16 protein-coding genes and 2 pseudogenes are annotated in these 20,203 nt (G+C 42.3%); 9 read left to right on the forward strand and 9 right to left on the reverse strand.

Going from position 1 to position 20,203, the window contains the following annotated elements; translation table 11 throughout:
- Window positions 1-11: 11 nt before the first annotated feature.
- Window positions 12-332, reverse strand: a complete 321-nt coding sequence (locus tag GQR42_RS26210) for a hypothetical protein (RefSeq protein WP_158202212.1) — start codon at window positions 330-332, stop codon at window positions 12-14.
- Between the two features lie 199 nt (window positions 333-531).
- Between GQR42_RS26210 and GQR42_RS26215 the strand changes: the two genes are divergently transcribed.
- From GQR42_RS26215 to GQR42_RS29280, 4 genes are all read left to right on the forward strand, one after another.
- The gene (locus GQR42_RS26215; RefSeq protein ID WP_233271180.1) at window positions 532-894 is read left to right on the forward strand and encodes a tyrosine-type recombinase/integrase; all 363 of its coding nucleotides are present in this window, start codon (window positions 532-534) and stop codon (window positions 892-894) included.
- 22 nt (window positions 895-916) lie between these two features.
- Entirely contained in the window at window positions 917-1,672 is a 756-nt protein-coding gene (locus GQR42_RS26220; RefSeq protein WP_233271181.1) for a hypothetical protein, read from the forward strand.
- Between the two features lie 11 nt (window positions 1,673-1,683).
- Window positions 1,684-1,974 carry a hypothetical protein gene (locus GQR42_RS26225; RefSeq protein WP_158202213.1) on the forward strand — a complete coding sequence of 97 codons (291 nt, stop codon included), beginning with the start codon at window positions 1,684-1,686 and terminating at the stop codon, window positions 1,972-1,974.
- Between the two features lie 737 nt (window positions 1,975-2,711).
- Entirely contained in the window at window positions 2,712-3,998 is a 1,287-nt protein-coding gene (locus tag GQR42_RS29280; RefSeq protein WP_233271182.1) for an IS110 family transposase, read from the forward strand.
- Here GQR42_RS29280 and GQR42_RS26235 read toward each other — a convergent pair.
- The 3 genes and pseudogenes from GQR42_RS26235 to GQR42_RS26245 form a co-directional block, all read right to left on the reverse strand.
- Window positions 3,983-4,285 (reverse strand): annotated as a pseudogene (locus tag GQR42_RS26235) (peroxiredoxin); the annotation flags it as partial. The gene GQR42_RS29280 and the pseudogene GQR42_RS26235 overlap by 16 nt on opposite strands.
- A 2-nt stretch (window positions 4,286-4,287) precedes the next feature.
- The gene (locus GQR42_RS26240) at window positions 4,288-5,136 is read right to left on the reverse strand and encodes a M56 family metallopeptidase (protein ID WP_158202214.1); all 849 of its coding nucleotides are present in this window, start codon (window positions 5,134-5,136) and stop codon (window positions 4,288-4,290) included.
- Window positions 5,136-5,624, reverse strand: a complete 489-nt coding sequence (locus tag GQR42_RS26245) for a BlaI/MecI/CopY family transcriptional regulator (protein ID WP_199273247.1) — start codon at window positions 5,622-5,624, stop codon at window positions 5,136-5,138. Before GQR42_RS26245 ends, GQR42_RS26240 begins: the two co-directional genes overlap by 1 nt.
- Before the next feature lie 20 nt (window positions 5,625-5,644).
- Between GQR42_RS26245 and GQR42_RS26250 the strand changes: the two genes are divergently transcribed.
- The gene (locus tag GQR42_RS26250; protein WP_158202215.1) at window positions 5,645-5,941 is read left to right on the forward strand and encodes a small RNA NsiR4-regulated ssr1528 family protein; all 297 of its coding nucleotides are present in this window, start codon (window positions 5,645-5,647) and stop codon (window positions 5,939-5,941) included.
- 87 nt (window positions 5,942-6,028) lie between these two features.
- On the opposite strand, the gene hemL is transcribed toward GQR42_RS26250, so the two are convergent.
- Complete coding sequence (gene hemL / locus GQR42_RS26255; RefSeq protein ID WP_158202216.1) at window positions 6,029-7,330, reverse strand: glutamate-1-semialdehyde 2,1-aminomutase; 1,302 nt, start codon at window positions 7,328-7,330, stop codon at window positions 6,029-6,031.
- A 404-nt stretch (window positions 7,331-7,734) separates the two neighbouring features.
- Here hemL and dnaN point away from each other — a divergent pair, with 404 nt between their 5' ends.
- The 4 genes from dnaN to GQR42_RS26275 all read left to right on the forward strand — a co-directional run bounded on the left by dnaN (window position 7,735) and on the right by GQR42_RS26275 (window position 12,957).
- A complete protein-coding gene (gene dnaN, locus GQR42_RS26260; protein ID WP_158202217.1) occupies window positions 7,735-8,883 on the forward strand; it encodes a DNA polymerase III subunit beta in 1,149 nt (382 codons plus the stop codon).
- Between the two features lie 702 nt (window positions 8,884-9,585).
- Window positions 9,586-11,148, forward strand: a complete 1,563-nt coding sequence (locus GQR42_RS26265) for a GmrSD restriction endonuclease domain-containing protein (RefSeq protein ID WP_158202218.1) — start codon at window positions 9,586-9,588, stop codon at window positions 11,146-11,148.
- A gap of 31 nt (window positions 11,149-11,179) precedes the next feature.
- Window positions 11,180-12,388, forward strand: a complete 1,209-nt coding sequence (locus tag GQR42_RS26270; protein WP_158202219.1) for an XRE family transcriptional regulator — start codon at window positions 11,180-11,182, stop codon at window positions 12,386-12,388.
- 23 nt (window positions 12,389-12,411) lie between these two features.
- Entirely contained in the window at window positions 12,412-12,957 is a 546-nt protein-coding gene (locus tag GQR42_RS26275) for a hypothetical protein (RefSeq protein WP_158202220.1), read from the forward strand.
- 96 nt (window positions 12,958-13,053) lie between these two features.
- Here the strand turns inward: GQR42_RS26275 and tnpC are convergent.
- From tnpC to GQR42_RS26295, 4 genes and pseudogenes are all read right to left on the reverse strand, one after another.
- Window positions 13,054-14,589 (reverse strand): annotated as a pseudogene (gene tnpC / locus GQR42_RS26280) (IS66 family transposase).
- 313 nt (window positions 14,590-14,902) lie between these two features.
- The gene (locus GQR42_RS26285) at window positions 14,903-16,954 is read right to left on the reverse strand and encodes an FAD-dependent oxidoreductase (RefSeq protein ID WP_158202221.1); all 2,052 of its coding nucleotides are present in this window, start codon (window positions 16,952-16,954) and stop codon (window positions 14,903-14,905) included.
- Between the two features lie 215 nt (window positions 16,955-17,169).
- Window positions 17,170-17,733: a Uma2 family endonuclease gene (locus tag GQR42_RS26290; RefSeq protein WP_158202222.1), complete on the reverse strand. Its 564-nt coding sequence runs from the start codon at window positions 17,731-17,733 to the stop codon at window positions 17,170-17,172.
- Between the two features lie 76 nt (window positions 17,734-17,809).
- On the reverse strand, window positions 17,810-19,336 hold the full coding sequence (locus GQR42_RS26295; protein WP_158202223.1) for a bifunctional aminoglycoside phosphotransferase/ATP-binding protein: 1,527 nt from the start codon (window positions 19,334-19,336) through the stop codon (window positions 17,810-17,812).
- Window positions 19,337-20,203: the final 867 nt, after the last annotated feature.

The raw sequence follows: 20,203 nt of genomic DNA on the forward strand, positions 1-20,203 counted from the left end.
TGAAAAAACAATTAAGTGGCGCGATAACCAATAGGATAGGCGTTGCTGCTGATTTCTTCGGCATATTGCCAAGGCCGTTGATTCAAGGCGTTATTGTCAATTCGCGCGTCTAGAGGAATGTAGGCAATGATTTGAGCGTATTCTTTGCCGTCGCCCGTCGCCCGTCCTCTGTTGATTGAAATGTGGGGAGTCCGTCCCCCATCGGCTGTCCCGTCAAGGTTAAAAGTAGCAGCCCCAATCGTAGCGTTTAAAGCGAGCGACACATGGAAAAACAATCTTTCTAAAGTATTGATGTTGCTCGGTATATCGGTTGAAAGTGCAATAGTGGTCATAACAAAAATCAAAAAAAAGCTCTAGATTCAAATTAATCAAAAAATTATCATCGAGCAAGTGCAGAAAATATCTATTTTTTGTAGTAGTCGAAAATGATAAAACCTAGCATTTAAAGCTATCCTGTAGATACTGTACTTAAGTTTTAGAGGAACGAGTACAGAATTATGCAACTTTATTAATAAATTCTGTAGTTAGATTATGAGAACTATTGGGCAAGCTTCTGTATTATCAGAATCAGATTGGAAAAAATTGGAATCAGTGGCTAACCAGAAACACCGGCTACTGTGGTCTATCCTCAGATTTACCGCAGCCCGCATCAATGAAGCATTAGAACTACGGATCGAGGACGTTTACAAAGATGCAATCAAGAAAATACCCCTAGATGAAATCGTTTTCCGGCAAGAAACCCGAAAAGGCAAGGATAAAAATCACACCGTGCCAATTTGCTCTGAATTACGGATTAGATTAAAAGATTACACTCCATCTCAGACCCCGGGAGATTATCTTTTTCCAGGCATCAATGGAAGATTAAGTTACGGGTTCCGACATTCCAGAAAGTGATTTAGGCCGCTCACTCTATGACTTGGCCATCAGTATTGAGGAGAGTTACGGACTAGGGGAACTGATGGACGATTTACCCGATCTAGTATTGGGAATCAAGAAAAATCTCACCTCTTGGTATGAAATCGGTTTAATCTCTTGGAAAATCAAGCTATGTAAGGCATGGCGCAAGCGTTATACTTCTTTTAAGCAGTTTTGCGAGAATGCTATTGGCAAAACATCAAGCTCCGTGAACAATTGGATTAGAGCGGCGCGGGTCATGAGTCAGTTAATTTCTGCCGGTTGCGATCGATTACCGATGAATGCCTCGATCGCATTAGAGTTATCCAAGTTTGGTGAGATTGACCTTTTAGAGGCATGGCGCGATATTTGCGAGACTTACGCCGATCACGCGCTAACCCTAGATAAAGTTAAGTCTCATCTCGAAAATCCTTATCAGAAGCTACCTAACTCCAAAAAGATTAACATCTCTCTTGAATCATGGGAGAAGTTGCGGGAAAAAGCCGCCGAGTCTGGGATATCTCCATCCAAGTTACTAGATGAACTGATCGACTCGCTGCTTCCTGATGATGACACTGTCCCACTGGAGGAACCTGATGACGGGGATGAGGCTGATGACGATACCATTCCCCTCGATTTATCAGAAGATTTACCCAATTTTGCCAAGCGTTACCGCGCTAATTTTAGTTATCAGGAGGATTATTACTCTCCTAAAGTTAACTCTTATCTTTTCGACAATGGCAAGTTAGTTAATGTCGATGATTGGGTTCCTTATTGACGGGTGTAGCGATGACAATATTATTATCACCAAAAGGCACTTTTCCCGCCAAAATAATTGAGATTGTTGGTTCCTATCAGTTAGTCATGAACCGGGGAAAACAGAACAACATTCAAGTAGGACGGCGGGTGTTGGTGTACGAGCCAACCACGGAAAAAATTCAAGGTCGATGGGAATACCTAGAAATTGTTAAGGGGCGTGGGCGGGTTATTACCGTAGAGGAAAATAAAGCTACGATTGAATCCGATTGCCTAAAAACATTTGAGAATCCCAAAATCGGGGACTTGGTTAAACCAATTTAGCAATTTTATCATGAGGAATCAACTTAAGGAAACAATAGCAGATTATGGACTTGAAAATAGTTTAGCTGCCATAATTGATTTAATCGAATTTGGATGCTTAAGCGAGTTACATAAAGCCGTAATCTTAGCCTACTTAATCCCTGCTAAGAATTACATTGTTCAGTTAGATACCAGGCAAAGATTTCGCCTAGAGGATTGCCTTGAATTTACTACAGTTGAAGTATGCAATGACTAATTTTTACTACGGAAGTTATGTGGGTGGAAACTACTGGATTAATTTAGATCATGTTTCCTATATTATTTCAGAAAAAGACAGATTAATTCTGAAAATGTCAGACGGTTGTTGCGTTGTGATCGACGGAGAAGACTATGACGCTTTAAAAAAAATTCTCATCGCAAAAACAGTGAATTGGTTCTGAGAGCATTGTCAAAATCAACAGGAATTCACCCCGGAAGATTGGGAGCCAAAAGATGTCAATCTAGATGATGACGATATCCCCTTTTAACCTAATCGCATCCTACCCGCAATCGCGGGGGGAATGGGGTTAGGGTCCAAACCTAATCCTAGTCCAAGAGTGCCTTTTTCATTGATTTCAAGCTTTAGCTTGCACCGCAATCGTAAGGCTTCAAGGACTTTTAAGAATTGTGCCTTTTAAAGTGAGATAGGGCTAAAAAAGCCCTACGGGAGTATCGTAAGGCTAATTCTTTTTAAACTCAATTCACTCCCATTATAACCGATGAAAATATTAGGTATAGACGTTAGCCGTAATTGGGCTATCGTGGTTTTGTTGTGTGAATTTCCGACGATTTCCCCCCTGCAATACTCGAAAAGCATTAAGGAACCAGTTAAAGGATACGCTCGACTTAAAGGAAATATTCAGCTTAACGAGATAGCCTATAAGCTCGAATGCAATGCCGAAGCGATCGAGATTATTAAATCCTTAGAAGCTGATGGGATTGTTTTAGAGCCTACTGGGTATTGGTACGCTAGTTTCTGGGTTAATTGTGCTAAAAAGTTAGGTTTAGATATTTATTGGATATCTCACCAGCAAACTAAGATAAATCGTCAGCATTATTTTAAGACCAAAAATAAAGACGATTATCTTGACGCTTTAACCATTGCCCTAACCTATTTTGATAAGTCAGGGTTAGATGATCTAGGCAATCCCCCCATCTTAAACAACTATGACTATGACTCGATCGATTTGTTGCGTCGGACGTTTCACGAGAGAGAGCAGCTTAATAAGAACAAAAATTCTTTGATTAATCAGCTTAGACAACGGCTATGTTGTGAGTTTCCTGAAATCGCTCAAAGAGACTTTGATTATATCGGAGTTAAGGGATTTAATCCAACTTTAGGCTATATTGCTAGGCTAAGAAATAACCCGCGCATTAAATCCACGGCCGGGACTGGAATTAGTGAATATAGTCAGTTATTGGCTAAAGATGTTATCACCTATCAAGATAGAATCGCAGTCAAAGAGCTAAACTTAAGAGAAATTCTGGAATTAGAGCAGTTTAAGCCTTATTGTCAAGTATTTAATCAATTTCTTTTCGGCACGGTTACTCAAAGTTTACTGCTTTTGCACTGCTATCCTATCGAAAGATTTCTGGTCAACGGTAAACCTTACTTTCGAGGCGATCACGATATTAGCTTGAGAAAGTTTCAGGCTTATCTAGGGTTAGGGTATTCCTATCAAATTTCAGGGGACACCTCAGCAAAACAAGACAAGGTGAAAAAGTCTTGGAAGGGTTCCGACTTGATGCGTTCTCACTTGTATGCTCACGCGCTGGTGACTATTTGCCCAGATAAGCCAGCTAAAACTGAGATTGTTGGCAAGCTTAAGCATTCTTGGCTTAATCCCCGGATTCATCTCTATTACGACCACGAAAATGGTCAAAGAATCGAAAAAAAGAAAGAATTACCTAGCTTTAAGGCACTGGGTAAGGATGGACTGTGTCGCTTGCTGTTTTACGAGACTAGACTTTTGTATCGGCTTTTAACGGACAATTTGGTAAAGTGATGTTCGGTATCGCTCAATAATTGAATGGTTAAATTATGTTTTTCAATAAAACGACAGTGGGACTTTTCTGAATCGGGACTAACTCCCAAAATTACCGCGTTTAATTGCTGAAATTGCGGCGACAAAGCGGTAAAATCGATCGCTTCTGTGGTGCAGCCCGGACTGTTATCTTTAGGATAAAAATATAAGACCAACCATTGACCGGCAAAATCTGCTAATTTGCTAATTTCGCCTCTTTGGTTGGTGGTGGCAAATTCCGGGGCTTTTTCTCCAACTTCTAGGGTCATTTTTAGGAGTGTAAAGGCAAAAGTAAGAAAGGAGCGAGGGAGAGGGAAAGCAATAGCCAGACTTGATAGTTAAATCCAGGAAGTTCCAGTTTTTCTGAATCGACTAAAGCATCAATTCTCTCTAATAAACGACTATTTAAGGAATGCTCATTGAGAGCGACACAGCAACTAGCGGAGAAATTTATTTCTGCTACTTGATTAACTTTTTCTGCCACTAAAAGCAGAGATTCAGCTAATAGTAAATAATCTACTTTTCCAGAAGCGTACTTATCGGCGCGCAATTCCCGCAAGAAGACCAATTCTGACCATAAATTCTCGCTATTGGGCAGCCAAAAAGACATCGATCGCAGCCAACCTAACCAGAAAAACCAGAAAGTGTCATGATATTCTTGGTGAGCTTGTTCGTGGGCTAAAACTGCTTGTAAATGTTCTTGATCTAAGAGATTTAATAATCCTTGGGTTACAATCAATTCCGACTTCCAGAAGCCAACTCTGGCACTGTAGGGAAAATCCACTGCTAAAACTCTCGCCTTCTGACTGGTGATTTTTTTGAGGGGGTAACTGCTAAAAGCCCGATGGGTTTGCCAAGTTTGATAGGCGAGTTTTATCAAACAAAATATAGCAAAAACTAGCCAAATTATAGCACTAAAGTAACTAATTAAACTGGAGTTATAGCCCAACATTTGCCCGCCATAGCCCATACAAACCACCGATATAACTGTCATTAACAGCAGCAAAGGAGGAAAGAGGAAGAAAAATAGCGTTGTCTGCCAACGACGCTGATAGCTGGGCAGAAACCAACGTAAACCAATGGCGATAGTTAATGCTAGTAATAACATTAAACTGTGCATTAGCGTTCTCCCCGTTGTTGACGAAGGGTATCTAAACGAGATGCGATCGCTTTTAATTGTTCGACAGTAGCAGTATCGAGACTATCGGCAAAAGAAGCCACCACATCCGCATTACCAATAGCCAAAAAACGATGTAATTGTTCGTAGGCTTTAATTGCCTGTGCTTGTTCCTTAGAAACCATCGGTTTCCAGTAGAAGATCCGACCCTTTTTATAACAACTTAACCAGCCTTTATTAGTTAAACGACGCAGTACCGTAGTCACAGAAGTATAGGCTAGATCTCGTTCTGGATCCGCTAAAATGCGATCGTGGACATCCTTAACGCTGACGGTTTCCAATTCCCAGACAATATTGAGAATTTCCGCTTCTAGGGGGCCTAGGGATAACTGTTTTGGTTGATAGGTCGGCAATTGAGCCATAGTTACACAGAAATGAAGATTACTTTCCTGATCATAGCGGCGGATATCGATCGCCTGATAAAATAGCAACGATCTTTTATATTATCTTTATGTCCACCGAAACTAATTTAACCACGACTACGGGTGCTGATGCCATCGATGTGGCGATCGCTAATGGGATTGATTTTGATGGTTCCCCGATTCCACCGGCAAAATTAGAACTTTATCACCGGGTAATGGGTTTGGAAGCAGGACGACAAAGGAGCGGGGTTTCTAACACGATGAGATCGCGAATTGTCCGCATCGGGGCCAAACATATCCCCCAAGAGGAATTAAATCAGCTGTTGTTAGCCGCCGATTTTGCTCCTCTCAAGGAGAAAGAAATCGCTTTTTACTATATCAACTAAATTGCCAAAGCCTTGTGGCTTCAGCCCAAGGATGAAAACCATTCTTGGGACTCTATCAATCAATTTTCCCGGCCGAAGCAGCATTGACTATAAACTTGCTAAAACCTCTTTAGCGGCGGCCAAAGTCCGTTCGATATCGGCCTCTGTGTGAGCTAGGGAAGTAAAACCAGCTTCAAACTGGGAAGGAGCTAGATAAACGCCTCTTTCCAACATTCCCCGGTGAAAACGACCAAATTTAGCCACATCGGCCTTTTTAGCATCTTCATAGTTATGCACGGGGGAGCCAGTGAAAAACATTCCGAACATGGCACTAATATGACCTCCAGAAACGCTATGACCAGCATCTCTAGCCACTTTCAGCAGCCCTTCAGTTAAGGATTTGGTCACTTTCTCGAGATATTCGTAGATGCCGGGGCGCTGGAGTAACTCGAGGGTTTTAATTCCCGCCGTCATGGCCAAGGGGTTGCCGGATAAGGTTCCCGCTTGGTACATCGGGCCAGCCGGAGCGACCATAGCCATAATATCGGCCCGACCGCCGTAGGCCCCCACTGGCAGCCCACCGCCGATAACTTTGCCGAGGGTGGTTAAATCGGGGGTAATGCCGAATTTTTCCTGAGCGCCACCGTAGGCGATGCGGAATCCGGTCATTACCTCATCAAACATTAATAAGGCTCCGTATTCCTTGGTTAATTCCCGCAATCCTTCTAAAAAGCCGGCATCCGGCACGATAAAGCCGGCATTACCCACCACTGGCTCTAAAATCACCCCGGCAATCGAGTCGGGATTCTCAACAAAGAGGGCTTTTACCGCTTCCAGGTCATTGTAGGGGGCGGTTAAAGTGTTGTTAGTGGTGGTTTTGGGAACCCCCGGCGAGTCGGGCAAGCCCAGGGTGGCTACACCAGAGCCGGCTTTAACCAGGAACATATCGGCGTGACCGTGGTAACAGCCCTCGAATTTGATGATTTTATCCCGGCCGGTAAAAGCCCGCATTAAGCGCAGGACGGACATACAGGCTTCGGTGCCGGAATTGACAAAACGCACCATTTCAATGCTGGGAACGGCATCAATCACCATTTCAGCGAGAATATTTTCCTGGACACAGGGAGCGCCGAAACTGGTTCCTTTGTCTAGGGCCTGGTGCAGGGCGGCAATCACTTCGGGATGGGCATGACCACAGATAGCCGGCCCCCAAGTTCCCACATAATCGATATATTCGTTACCGTCCACGTCGCGAATATAGGCCCCTTTGACGCTTTCAAAAACGATGGGTTGACCACCGACGGATTTAAAGGCCCGCACGGGGGAACTTACACCCCCCGGCATTAATTTTTGAGCGGCTGTAAAGATTTCTTTCGATTTTGTTGTTTGATACGAAGATGTGCTAACCAATCCTGTCTCCTTGTCTACTTGAGTCTATCGGTTCCGGGAAAGCCCCGGAGTTTTGTTTTGTTAACTTCCTGCTGCTTGTTCCATTTTAAAGATCACTGGCCTACATTTGACGCAATTTTTTCCCTAGGAAAAGTGCTGGTCGGCTCAAGTCTCGCTATTCTTAACTTGTAGCTTGATGGTTAACAGTTGATGTAATCGGGTGAGAAAGGGCGAAAATTTCACTGTTGACAATTTTTCCACAATCTTTTCAGAATTGCAGGAAAAACCTAGCAATGGCCGAAGTTATTGCTATTGATAGATTTTAGCCCGGAAAGAGCGATCAAAAAAAGCTCCGGTTTTCCACAGATTTTCCACAGGGGAATTCTTGCTATTATTTTTTAGCGTACAAAAAAACTATTCCTGCTATGAAATTTACCAGTAGTCAAAGCGAACTCAACAGCAATTTATCCCTAGTTAGTCGGGCCGTTGCCAGTCGTCCTACCCATCCGGTGTTGGGCAATGTTCTCTTTTGTGCCGATGAGGAAAAGGGCGAAATTAGCCTGACTGCTTTTGATTTGAGTTTAGGGATTCGCACCAGTTTTCGGGCCGAGGTGGTGGAAGGGGGCAAAATTACCCTGCCGGCAAAATTGCTGAACGATATTGTCTCTCGTTTGGGAGAGGGGGAAATCACTATCTCTGTGGAAGAAAACGAGAATGATGAGGAGCATAGTCTCGCTTTCCTGAAAACCGCCTCGGCACAGTTCCAAATTCGCGGCATGAAGGCCGATGAGTTCCCAGAATTGCCCACGGTGGCCGATGGGGAAATTGTTAATTTACCTATAGTTGCCTTGACAGAGGGACTAAAAGGTGCATTGTTTGCCGCTAGTGGCGATGAAACTAAACAGGTGTTGACGGGGGTGCATTTAACTAAAACCGTCGATTGTCTAGAATTTGCCGCTACAGACGGTCATCGTTTAGCGGTGGTACAAACTCCCCTAGAGGAGGTAGAAAGTGCCTCTGGTGGCTTTAATGTCACCATTCCGGCCCGGGCCCTGCGAGAATTGGAAAGAATGATGGCAACAAAACAAAATATCGAGACTATTACTCTGCACGTGGATGATTCTCAAGTCATCTTTGAAATGGGGGAACAGAGGTTAACCAGTCGTAAGTTAGAAGGGGCCTATCCCACTTATAATCAGTTAATTCCTAAATCCTTCGAGCGTTCTTTGGTTTTAGACCGCAAACAGTTAATCCGTTGTTTGGAATTAGTGGCGGTTTTAGCTGACCAAAAGAATAATTTAGTCAAGTTTAGTCTCGATAGCGAAAATGACCGTTTATCCCTAGCGGTGGAATCTCCCGATTTGGGTAGTGCCAAAGAGTCCATGGCGGCGGAAATTCAGGGAGAAAGTGGCGATATTGCCTTTAATGTGAAGTATTTAATGGACGGTTTGAAGGCTTTACCCAATAATGAGATCCAAATGCAGTTAAATGCTAGTACCCAACCGGTTATTTTTAGCCCCTTGGGAGGTTTAAAGATGACTTATTTGGTGATGCCGGTACAAATTCGTCAGTAACTTTTACCTAGAAGGGATTATCAGCAGCTTGTCTAACAATTAGGGGTTGTTAGTCCCAACCCCTGAAAATACTAATTAAAAGGTATCGCGAGAATCTGGAAAAGGAAAACGAGTGCGATAACTGTATCCTTTGGATTATAGCGATAATCCGATTTTGCTTTCGAGAGTAAATCCGTTGAGTAACGCACAGAAAACGGGTTTCTCGGAGAAACCCGTTTTCTACTCATGCAAGTCTTATGAATTATGTTTTTTTTTGCAGGTATTGTCTGAAATTTATCCCTAAAAAAGGAAAAGTTGACAAAATCGATTTTAAAAAACTGTTTTTTCGATTGGTTAGTACCCAGAACTGACATTTAACCCCAAAAACCCCAGGGCAAGCGCATCTTAACAATGCTTGACAAAATGAACTTTATGTGGGTTGCTTACCCAGAGAACGATTCAGGAATATTTGAGGAGAATTTGCCATCTCAATTGTTAAGCAAAAATCGACCGAATGTTAAGATTTCGCAACTATTCTGATTGACTGGTATCACCTGAAATACCCACGCAGATCACAAAATTGGCCAATTGTCAATAGCTTTTGAGATGCTCTCACCCTGCAAAAACCCCATAAATTTCTAACAATATCAGCAGAAAAGAGTTAATATCTTAAGAGATCGCCTGTACGACATTATTACCTTTCTCTACCCGCACGACAGACTTATGGTTACAGTTAATCTGGATGCTTTAATTCCGCGAGAAGACTTTGAAATCAGAGCCAGCACTAAAGCAATTAAGAAAATAGATTCTATCGCTATTAGGGATATTACACCTGATTCATTTTTTTTTCCCGTTGTTCGTAAGCCCGACTTTCAAAGAGAGACGAATGAATGGGATCAAGAACGAGTATGTCAGTTTATTAAAAGTTTCGTAGAAGGTGATTTGATCCCAGCTATTATTTTATGGCGTAGTGAAAGTGGATTAATTTTTGTTATAGATGGCAGTCATCGATTAAGTTCATTGATAGCGTGGGTAAATGATGACTACGGAGACGGTGTAATATCAAAGCCTTTTTATAATGGTATTGTTCCTGATGAACAATTAAATATAGCCGATAGAACCAGAAAACTGATCGATAAAAAAGTTGGATCGTATCAGAACTTCAAACTAGCTTTAGAAAAGCCAGATAAAGTTAGGGATGATATTGTCAATAATGCTAGAGAGCTAGGAGTATTAGTAATTCAGCTTCAATGGGTTGAAGGAAATTCAGAAAAAGCTGAAGATTCCTTTTTTAAAATCAATCAACAATCTACTCCGCTTGATACAACTGAAATTAAGCTGTTGATATCCAGAAGACAGCCAAATAGTATTGCAACACGAGCAATTATAAATAGTGGAACGGGGCATAAATATTGGTCAAGATTTTCTGAGGAAAAGCAGTGTCAAGTAGAAAAACTGGCTAAAGAGATTAATGATATGCTATTTCAACCATCTCTGCAAACTCCTATTAAAACTTTAGATTTGCCCGTGTGTGGAAAGCTATACTCTAATGAAACCCTATCAATGATTCTCGCTTTTGTTAATATTGCCAATCATGTTGAAGATGAAAATCCAAATATTGAGAATGATGAAACAGGAGAAACAACGATAAATTTTTTGAAACAAGCTAAAAAAGTTGCTAAACGGTTTAATAGTAATCATGCTTCGTCTCTTGGCTTGCATCCGTTACTGTATTGTTATTCTCGAACCGGAAGATACCGTACGGTTTCTTTTCTCGCAACTGTTTATTTTGTTATCAAGCTAGTAGAAACAAAGCATTTAAATGACTTCATAGATATCCGAGCAAAATTTGAGCAATTTTTATTTGAGCATAATTACTTGGTTTCCCAAATCATGGGAAAATATCGCTCTGTTCCAAAAAGCTATAGACTTATTGCTGAGTTTTGGTTGAAAATTGTTGAAGGTTTAAAGAGTAATAAAGAAATAAATTTTATTCTAGAAGATATTGTAAAAAATAATAATTTTGATTACTTAAAAATCGAATATCGCCATGATTTGCCAACTTCAACATCAGCAGTATCACAAAATTTTAGTCAAGACCAAAAGAGTGAAATTTTTATCCTAGAAACATTTTCCCAAGCTCCACGCTGTCGAATTTGCAACGGACTGATTCACTGTAACTCTATTTCTATCGATCATAAAAACCGCAAACGAGATGGAGGTTCGGCAAATGTAGATAATGGACAAGTTACCCATCCTTATTGTAATACAGGCTATAAAAACTAACTTTATTTAACGAAAATCGAGGATGACAATCATGACGAATAATATTCTTGATCGCATTAATCTCAGCGACTTAGGAAAACGACTCAAACAAGCGAGAGAACAGCGCGGCATGACACAAGAAGCGGCGGCAAAAATTATCGATGTGGCGCGGACAACCCTAGTGGCAATTGAAAAAGGAGAGCGCCGTCTCAAATCCTCGGAATTAGTGGAACTCGCTCGCGCTTACGGTAAAAGTGTTAGTGATTTTCTTGTCTTAACCCCTCCGATTGAATCTTTCGAGGTACAATTTCGTTCCGCTTCTCGTCGTGGTGAAGCGGAAAAAACGGAAGTACAGTCTGTGATCTTGCGCTTCCAAGAATTCTGTCAAAATTACCTTGAATTAGAAGAACTAATGAAGTCGCCTTTACCCCGTAACTATCCCCCCGAATATCATCTAGATGATACTTTTCCCATTAATATTATCGCCGAAAGTATCGCCAATGCGGAAAGACAACGATTAGGTTTAGGAGATAAACCTATTCCGCTATTACGAGAGATTTTAGAACAAGAAGTGGGGATCAGAATTTTTTATCTGCCCATGCCTTCCCAATCGAAATGCTCGGAAATGTATAGCTATAATGAAACCGTAGGAGCTTGTATGGCGATTAATGCCAATCATCCGCAAGAACGCCAATTGTGGTCATTAGCGCACGGTTATCTCCATTTTTTAGCCCATCGTTATCAACCCGTGATCGATTATCTCGATGAATATCAAAGAATGCCTAAAAGTGAACAATTGGCGGAAGCTTTTCCGAAATATTTTCTCATGCCCACCAGTAGCTTACTGAAACGTTATAATGACATTAAACGATCGCAAGGTAAATTTACTCCTACCGATTTAATTCACTTAGCTCATTACTACGGTGTTTCGGTACAAGCACTATGCTATCGATTGGAAGAAATGCAATTGCTGCCATCGGGTACTTATAACAGATTAAGGGATAGTGGATTTAAAATCCGAAAAGCGCAACAGGAACTAGGCTTAGAAAATAATCCTAATAAATCCTACGATTTAACTCCTACTCATTATCAACGTTTAGCGATCGAGGCTTACAATCGAGAACTAATTACTGAAGGTGCTTTCGCTCATTTTTTAGGTGTTGATCGCCTAGAAGCTCGTCGGCTCGCCGAGAGATTGCGTGAACCATCACAGGAATTAACCGAAGACTACAGAGATATTGATTTAACTAAAATCAAATAAGTAGGGGAGAGGCTATTAACCTTATGCTGAAGCGATCCTCCCCTATTGTTTTCGATGCCTGTTGTGTTTTTAATCTGATAGCTTCTGGTTGTTTTTTAGAAATCATTACGGCTATTCCCATTCAAATTATGATCGCGCAAACAGTTTGGGAAGAGGAATTGATTAACTTCGATCGCTTTGAAGAAAGTGACAGACTCCAGCTAGATAAATCGGTTAATAACGAAATCATCCAAATTGTTGATTTTGAATCCGAATCAGAAACTGATCTTTTTGTCAATTATGTCGCTATTTTAAAAGATGATGGAGAGTCGGCAAGCGGAGCGATCGCTATTTCCAGAGGCTGGGCAATTGCGACGGATGACAAACAGGCAACGAACTTATTTCGACGGGAAAAACCAAACCTAGAAATCCTCTCGACTCCTGAAATTCTGCAATATTGGGCGCAAAAAAATAAGATTAGCGATCAAGATTTGAAAAACGTTCTCAAATCGGTTCGAGTCAAAGGACGATATTCACCCCCGCGAGAACATCCTCTGGCGAATTGGTGGGCGAGCATTACCCAGAATTAGAAAAATACTGGTATAATTCGTCAAATTTTTCGATAATTTTCCCAAAAAACTTGACTTTATCACTCTCTCGTGCTTGTAACCGTTCAGGGGGGGGTGTCAAGCAGCCAGTGGTATTGACCCTGTAGAAGTACTCTCCTGGGGTAGCAGAGAAGGAGAAGCACTACCTTTCCTAGAGGCTCGAACAGCGTCGGTCATGAATTCCAAGACATTGCGGTTCTGAGAACGCAGACTGGTGACTACCGTCAGCATCCGCGCCACAAAAATACTACCCGCCTCACTTTGAGAGCCAAAGCTAGTGCGCCGCCAGAGGACAGCCTGGCGAATGGCTCTCTCAGCCGCATTGTTCGTTGGCTCTAACCCCTCCACCGTGACGAACAGCCATAGGGCGGACTCCACCTTCAGCAGTTGCCGGCAGGTGCGAACGGTTTTAGCCAAAGGAGTCTTCTCCCTGGAGCCAATCTGATAATCCGCTCCTGAAGAGAGTAAACTTCTGACTCGTTCTCGAATTGGCGACACTAATGACTGAAACTGAGTCCGGCTCAAAGTCCCATCTCGGACTCGATGCCAGAGGCGAAACAACTTTTTCTGTTGGGCGAGCAAATCTCGTCCTAGTTGACGGGAGACTCCACTGCGTTCAGAGATTTTGGTGAACTCTCGCTTGAGATGTGCCCAACACAGTTGTCTTCGGTCAACATCGACCCAATTGTAGGCCTTATAGCGATCGCTGTTGAGAATCCCCTCGAAGTTCTCTCCCAATAACCCTTGAGCCGCCGCCGTCGAGCGCGACAACTCCACACAAAAGAAGCTGACCAAGGGAGTGACGGCCACCCACAACCAGGCTCTCTTGGACTGAGGATTTTCCCCATCGGCATTTCCTTGTCCGAAACCTGTCTCATCGGCTCCCACTATCGGCGCAGCTTGAATTTAGGCTTTGACCTCCTCTACTGAGGCTGAGACCGCCTCACTGGCTTCTTTTCTCAGACGATTGACTGTCCCCAGAGAGATTTTCACCCCAAACAAGTCCGACATCGCCGAAACCACCATCCTTACTGAATGACGGTACATCCCGCTCAGCACTGAGACGATGGCTACCACTGTTTCGCCGTAGCCACTGGCTTCTACCTCTTCTGGTAGAGTGGCTCTGCTTGTCTGGCCGCAGCGAGTGCAAGTTAGTTGGTGTAGGCGATGCTCCGCGATTTGGAGCTTAATCGGGGGAATTTCTACTACTTGATGGCGGTAGGGGCTGGGGTCAACTCCTTGTAGGGGTTCGCCACAACAGGGGCAAGTTTTAGGATAGTGGTTGGTGACGCTATCACACGCTTCCACTGGATACAGGGAACGACTATGACCTGGGTGTCCGGGTTGCCCCCCTCGCTTTTTTCCTGTTGGTTTTTTTTTCTTGGTCTTCTCGACGTTGGGAGAGTCTGAGGCAGGAGAGCTATGGGAGTTCTGTGAGTTTCGATTGACTTTCTCTTCTAGCCCCTCTTTTGAGTCTTGTAATTCTTTGAGGTGTTGCTCTAGTTGCTCTATCTTCAAGCCTAACTGCACTACTAGCCGTCTGACGCTGGCTGGGGTCTGCTCCCAATCCTCTGCGTCTATTCCTGACATCTCTAGTAGCTGCTTCTCATCCATGTCTCTCAGATTACCAGATTTCGTACCCCCCCTGAACGGTTACTCGTGCTTTAAATGTCTGATCGATCCATTGCCTCGATAGAGAAATAAAAAACATCAAAGCGAACGTCAACCGCTCAGTGGATAGTACAGGCCGAGAATACCATATCCACTCCCCGCTCACGCCCGAAACCGTAGAGACAATCCTCGGTAATCGATAGCCCGTGGGAGATTACCTTCCCCCCTCTATCCTGGTATCAGTTCGGGTTAAGGAAATTTTGCCATGACTTCTAGAGGAGAATCAGGGTTGTTGCTTATCCCGAACTCAGGTTAATTAATACCAATTATCCATCGACTGGAAAATTGAGGCATCGGGGAACATAGTTGGATTACCACTTGCGTCGATTTTTTGCCGTAATTCTCGCAGTTGTTTATTGCCGATGAGAAAATCACTTTCTACTAATTGATAGGGCAGTACATTATTATCCAAAGCATACACTGCCGTGATGCCGGCAGCTACCCCAGAGGACCACTCGAAGGAATGGACACGATAGGCGGCCGCAGCAATATGACTAAGAGCGATACTTTTCCCCGCTATCAGTAAATTATCGATTTTTTGGGGAATTATAGCCCTTAAAGGTATCTCAAAAGGGTAAGCTTGCCCTTGTCCCCGTCTTTCTCCTGCTTTTTCTGTATTACCCGGTTTTTCGGGGGGATGTTCCGTCATGCAGGGGTGAAAATCAATCGCATAGTGACCGATACCAACGGAATCGGGGTAAATAGTCGATCGCTTGCGTTTAACGGCCTTGTCAGGGGATAATGTGCCATCAAGTACGGAAAATCCCTCTAATCCTGCCAAGGTGGCAATTAAGCGCCGATATTCTGCTGGGGAAAGATTTTGACGATAGAAATCGCTTTGAAAATTTTGTCGGGAAATATCGATTTCTGTGACGGTAAAACCAGCGGGGAAAGTCAGGGAAGGACGACCGATAATCCGTCTTGCTTCCCGAATATAGGGATATTTTGACAAACCGTGGGCAGTTCCCATGGGAGAATCAAAACCGGAGAGATAACGGTTATTCAAATGGGGAACTTTTACCCCGTCTCCTAACTGGGAATCGGTGGTTCCTTCTACTAACCAATAATAGTAGGAAATGGCGTGTTCTTCGCCCCTCGCAAGGGTTTCGGTGCGTAATCCTCCCATCCATCCCCCCGGAGATAACTGTCCTAACTCTTGCAACTGTTCACGGGTGTAGATAAAGTTATCTTTAGCAGTCCCCGGACGGTAATCATTTCCCCAAGTCCAATTCTGCATGGAAATATCCCCCGGGACGGGTTCGGTAAAAGTAATTCCCCCAAAGGTTTTCTCTTTACCCAATTGCGGACTCCAGATACGACGATAGGTGAAAACGAGGTCAAAATCGGCTAATCGCGGCAATTCATAGCTAAAATAGGGGGCATAGCGTTCATAATAAACGGGTTTCTCGTGGGTTTGTGGTTTTTCTGTTTCCTCCATGGCGAAGGTATAGGTAAAACCTTGGGTACAGTAGGGGTCTCCAGTGACGCTAGAAGAAGAAGGTTCGAGATAACTGCGCTTATCGACACCTAAACGGTAGGGAATATCTGATAATCCGATTATTTCCCCGGTTTCGGTCGCTTCAATCACATACCAATCTGCTAATTGATTCGGTTGGGAGGATTTGGGGACAAAACGGAGGATTTTCTTATCAAAACGGAGAGAATTTTCGTAGCGATAGATATCCTCCATTTTTTGCGATAAAAACTCGGTATTTAGGGGAGGAGTTCCTTTTGCGGGACTATGTTGAATAGCAATTACACTGGTAATCTGTTGACCGGTACCGCGGTTGGGTAAAGTTTCAATATTTAATTCTTTGACTACTGTGGAGGGAAACCATTTCAGGGTTCCTTTACCTTTTTTGGCAGCGTCTTGTAACTGTTGAAATAATAATTTATGTCCATCAAAAGGGAAAAAACAAGACCCGCTTACCCAACATTCTCCAGGGTTGCGTTTCCCATAATGCTTTCTAATTCTTTCCCTAAATTCTAGATAACCTTTCGGGAAAAATAATTTTTCTCTTTGTGTCCGTCTTTCATCTAATGCGGAGGTTCCCTGAGAAGATATCTGTCCCCCCACCCAGTCAGTAATCTCGGTTAAACAGACGGTTTTTCCTAACAATAAAGCTTCGTAGGCTGCACCAGCACCGGCTAAACCACCACCCACCACCAGAATATCACAGCCGACGGTTTGATCCGGTTCTCGCGGGGGGTACGCTAGGGTAAGGGGAGTGAAAGCTTGTAGGAGAAATAATCCCAGAGAGAGGGATTTAAGAGGAGTAAAGTGATGATTGAAAATTTTGGGTGACATTATTGACAAATATCAATGTTGTGGCTGAGAGTTTCTTCTTTCTTTGAAGAAGTAGCCAGAGCATCTGTTCCTGAAATCCTGATGGTTTTTTTTGGGGGGTCTTGAGAGATTATACACCTCCAAGCTGACAATCGATCGCTTTTCTGGAAATGTTTTGACAAAATAGAGATATCCTGACTCGGTGTCATTCCCTTTGTTATTCCCTGTAATCCTTCCTAGGTTAAATTCAAAACAAACCCGGGTAAGACATCTTCCCCGGATAAAATAGCAGGTAAATTAATAATTTCCACAGCGCTATTTAGTCGGTAGATTTCCACCTGCTGCTGTTGCGGATTAATCAACCAACCCAAACGTAAACCACTGGCTAAATATTCGCGCATCTTTTCCCGTAAAGAGATTAAGGAATCAGTACGAGAACGTAATTCAATCACAAAATCGGGACATAAAGCGGGGAACTTTTCTCGCTCTTCTGCGCTCAAAGCTTCCCATCTTTCCCGTTTTATCCAAGCAACATCAGGAGAACGATATCCTCCCTTTGGTAAACGAAAAATTGTCGAAGAACTAAAGACTTTACCCGAATTACTTTGACGATTCCAAATCGTTACATCAGCAATTAAATCAGCTTCTCGATTACCACTATTTCCACCCACGGGAGGCATAATTAATAATTCTCCTTTTTGATTACGTTCTAAATTCCATGTTTGATTAGCCTGACAGAGATGATAAAATTGTTCATCGGTCAGATTAACTGTCTCTAGATTTAACACTACAGTTTCCATAATCGCTTCTCCTTCTTGCTACTTTATACAAGATAACTTAACTATAAGAATGGCTATATCGGTGATTCATCTCAACCTATTTACCTAATTGACTCTCTAAAAATTCTGGCCAATTGGGATTAGTGGTGTCTAGGGAAATTAGATAGGGTTGTTCCTTTTCATTAAAAGGTTCTGTTTTCTCAATTTGGGCATTTAAAACCTCGATAGTAGCGTCAGAAATATCACCTTTTCTAGCGGCAATACGTTGTTTTAAAACTTCTATAGGTGCGTGACAATGGACAATATGAAAAGGAATCCGTAAATTTTGGGCATAGGTTAATAAGGGTTCTCGCCAAGCATATTTATCGTAGCGTGCATCGAGAATAACCGGATAACCTAAAGCTATTAAAATTTCGGCTAATTCGGCCAGTCTAGTGAAGGTTTTTTGACTCATTTCCAGACTATATATGTCTAGACTTCCTGTTTGATTTAATTCAATTCCAGCCAAATGTTTGCGAACTGCATCGGAACGAATCTGAATAGCATTAAGATTTTTAGCAATTACTTTCCCTATGGTACTCTTACCCGATCCAGAAAATCCCGACATCAGAATTAATCTCGGTTTCTGCGGTTGTGTGTACTGCCAAGCTAATTGATAATAATCCTGTGCATCTGCTTTAATTTTCTCGGAAAAACTGTCACCATCAAGCAAAAAACTATTGACTTTTGCCCTCACATATGCTTGTCTGGTCAGGTAGAGAGGCAAGACTTTTAAACCCTCCCAGTCCGCGGTTTGTTCTAAATAAGTATTCACAAATAAATTAGCGAAATCTTCTCTCCCCCTAGCGGTTAAATCCATCGCTGTAAAAGCCATATCATACATGACATCAACGAAGCGAAAAGATTCATTAAATTCTATGCGATCAAATAATTGTATTTCTCCCTGCCACTGACAGATATTATTTAAATGTAAGTCGCCGTGACATTCGCGAATCATCCCTTTTATTTGTCTTTCCTCTAACCAATCTCGGTGTTCTGCGAAGAATTTATCTGTATAAGCTTTCGTTTCATCGTACTGTTTTTGGGTTTGGACAAAATTAATATATTTCTCAGTTTGTTGGTAGTTTTCATTAAAAGCTTGTTTAATAATTTCTAAATTGCCAAATTGATTAATGTAGGAATTAGTCAGAGCTTGCCGATGAAATTGTGCCACTTTTTGAGCCAAAGACTCTATAGCTTTTTCCGTTAGTTCTCCCCGTTCAAACATTTTACTCAGTAAACATTCTTGGGGAAACTGATTCATTTTTAAAACGTATTCGATCGCTTTTCCTTCTCCATTTAAACTTATCCTACCCTGTTGATCATTAATTGACAAAACTTCCAGATAGATATTGGCGGCAACTTTTTTATTTAACTCTAGTTCCTGTTCTAGATAATATTTTCTCTTTTCTAAAGTGGAGAAATCTAAAAAATTATAATTAACTGGTTTCTTGACTTTATAGGCATAATCTCCTGTCAAGAAGATAATGGAAGCATGGGTTTGGATAATTTCAAGGGGAATTTTGACAGAATGAGGATAAAAGGCGGGATTTTTTAATTCTTCGATTAATCGGTTGCTATCCATAGGGAAAACTCCAGTCGGCTGCATCTCATTTTTGTAAATCTACTAAGTTGGGATTTTTAAAGGGAACCCCTCGGTTAAAATTGGGCGTTATTTCTGATTTTATCACTCAATCTCGTCCCTTGTGGGATTTTACCCCGCACCCCCCCGTTGGGGAGTGGGAAATGGGGAGAAGGGAGCAGGTTTTTAAAGTTTGATTGGGAGTTAATCGTACTATTAAAAACGGATTTGGTGTCAGATGTCCGTGGAGGAAGTACCTCTCCCAAACGCTGGAAAGCATTAGCTTTGCAAGTGGGATGCTGACAACGGGTTGTTCATACATTTGTACCAGTGTGAGGATGACTGATAATTGCTGATTGTCGGTAAACTGTTGACTATCTAAATTACTCGTTAAGACTGCATGGGAGCGGGGTCAGCTTTAAGCGAAGGAATTAGGGGTAAAGTTAGTTTTAGATAATTTTGGCACCGGCTATTCCTTCTTAAGTTATATTTATAAGTAGGGCTGGCTGAATAATGGTAAAACCCTTTTAAAATAAGGCTTTTGACCTGTTAAAATCCAATGTTCATGCTGCGAAAATCGGATTGGGACATTCAAAAACCTAGCATTATTCTTTCTATAGTACACAAACTGGTACAAAAAAGCAGGGCAACAAAGCCTGAAACGACCGGCTACTGACTCGGAGACGACCGACTCCTAACCCCACCAACAAACTTTTTGCCGCAAACCCTAAGTACCCCCTCGACAGTTTGAAGATCGATCGAACCTTTATCCAATCTTTACCATCAAAAATCAAGGATTTAGCCATGTTATCGACTATGATCGGCCTAGGGCAGAATTTGAAGAAGTACAAGGATTTTGGTTTACTCAGG

This window comes from Microcystis aeruginosa FD4 (assembly GCF_009792235.1).
GTDB classification, from domain to species: Bacteria; Cyanobacteriota; Cyanobacteriia; order Cyanobacteriales; family Microcystaceae; genus Microcystis; species Microcystis viridis.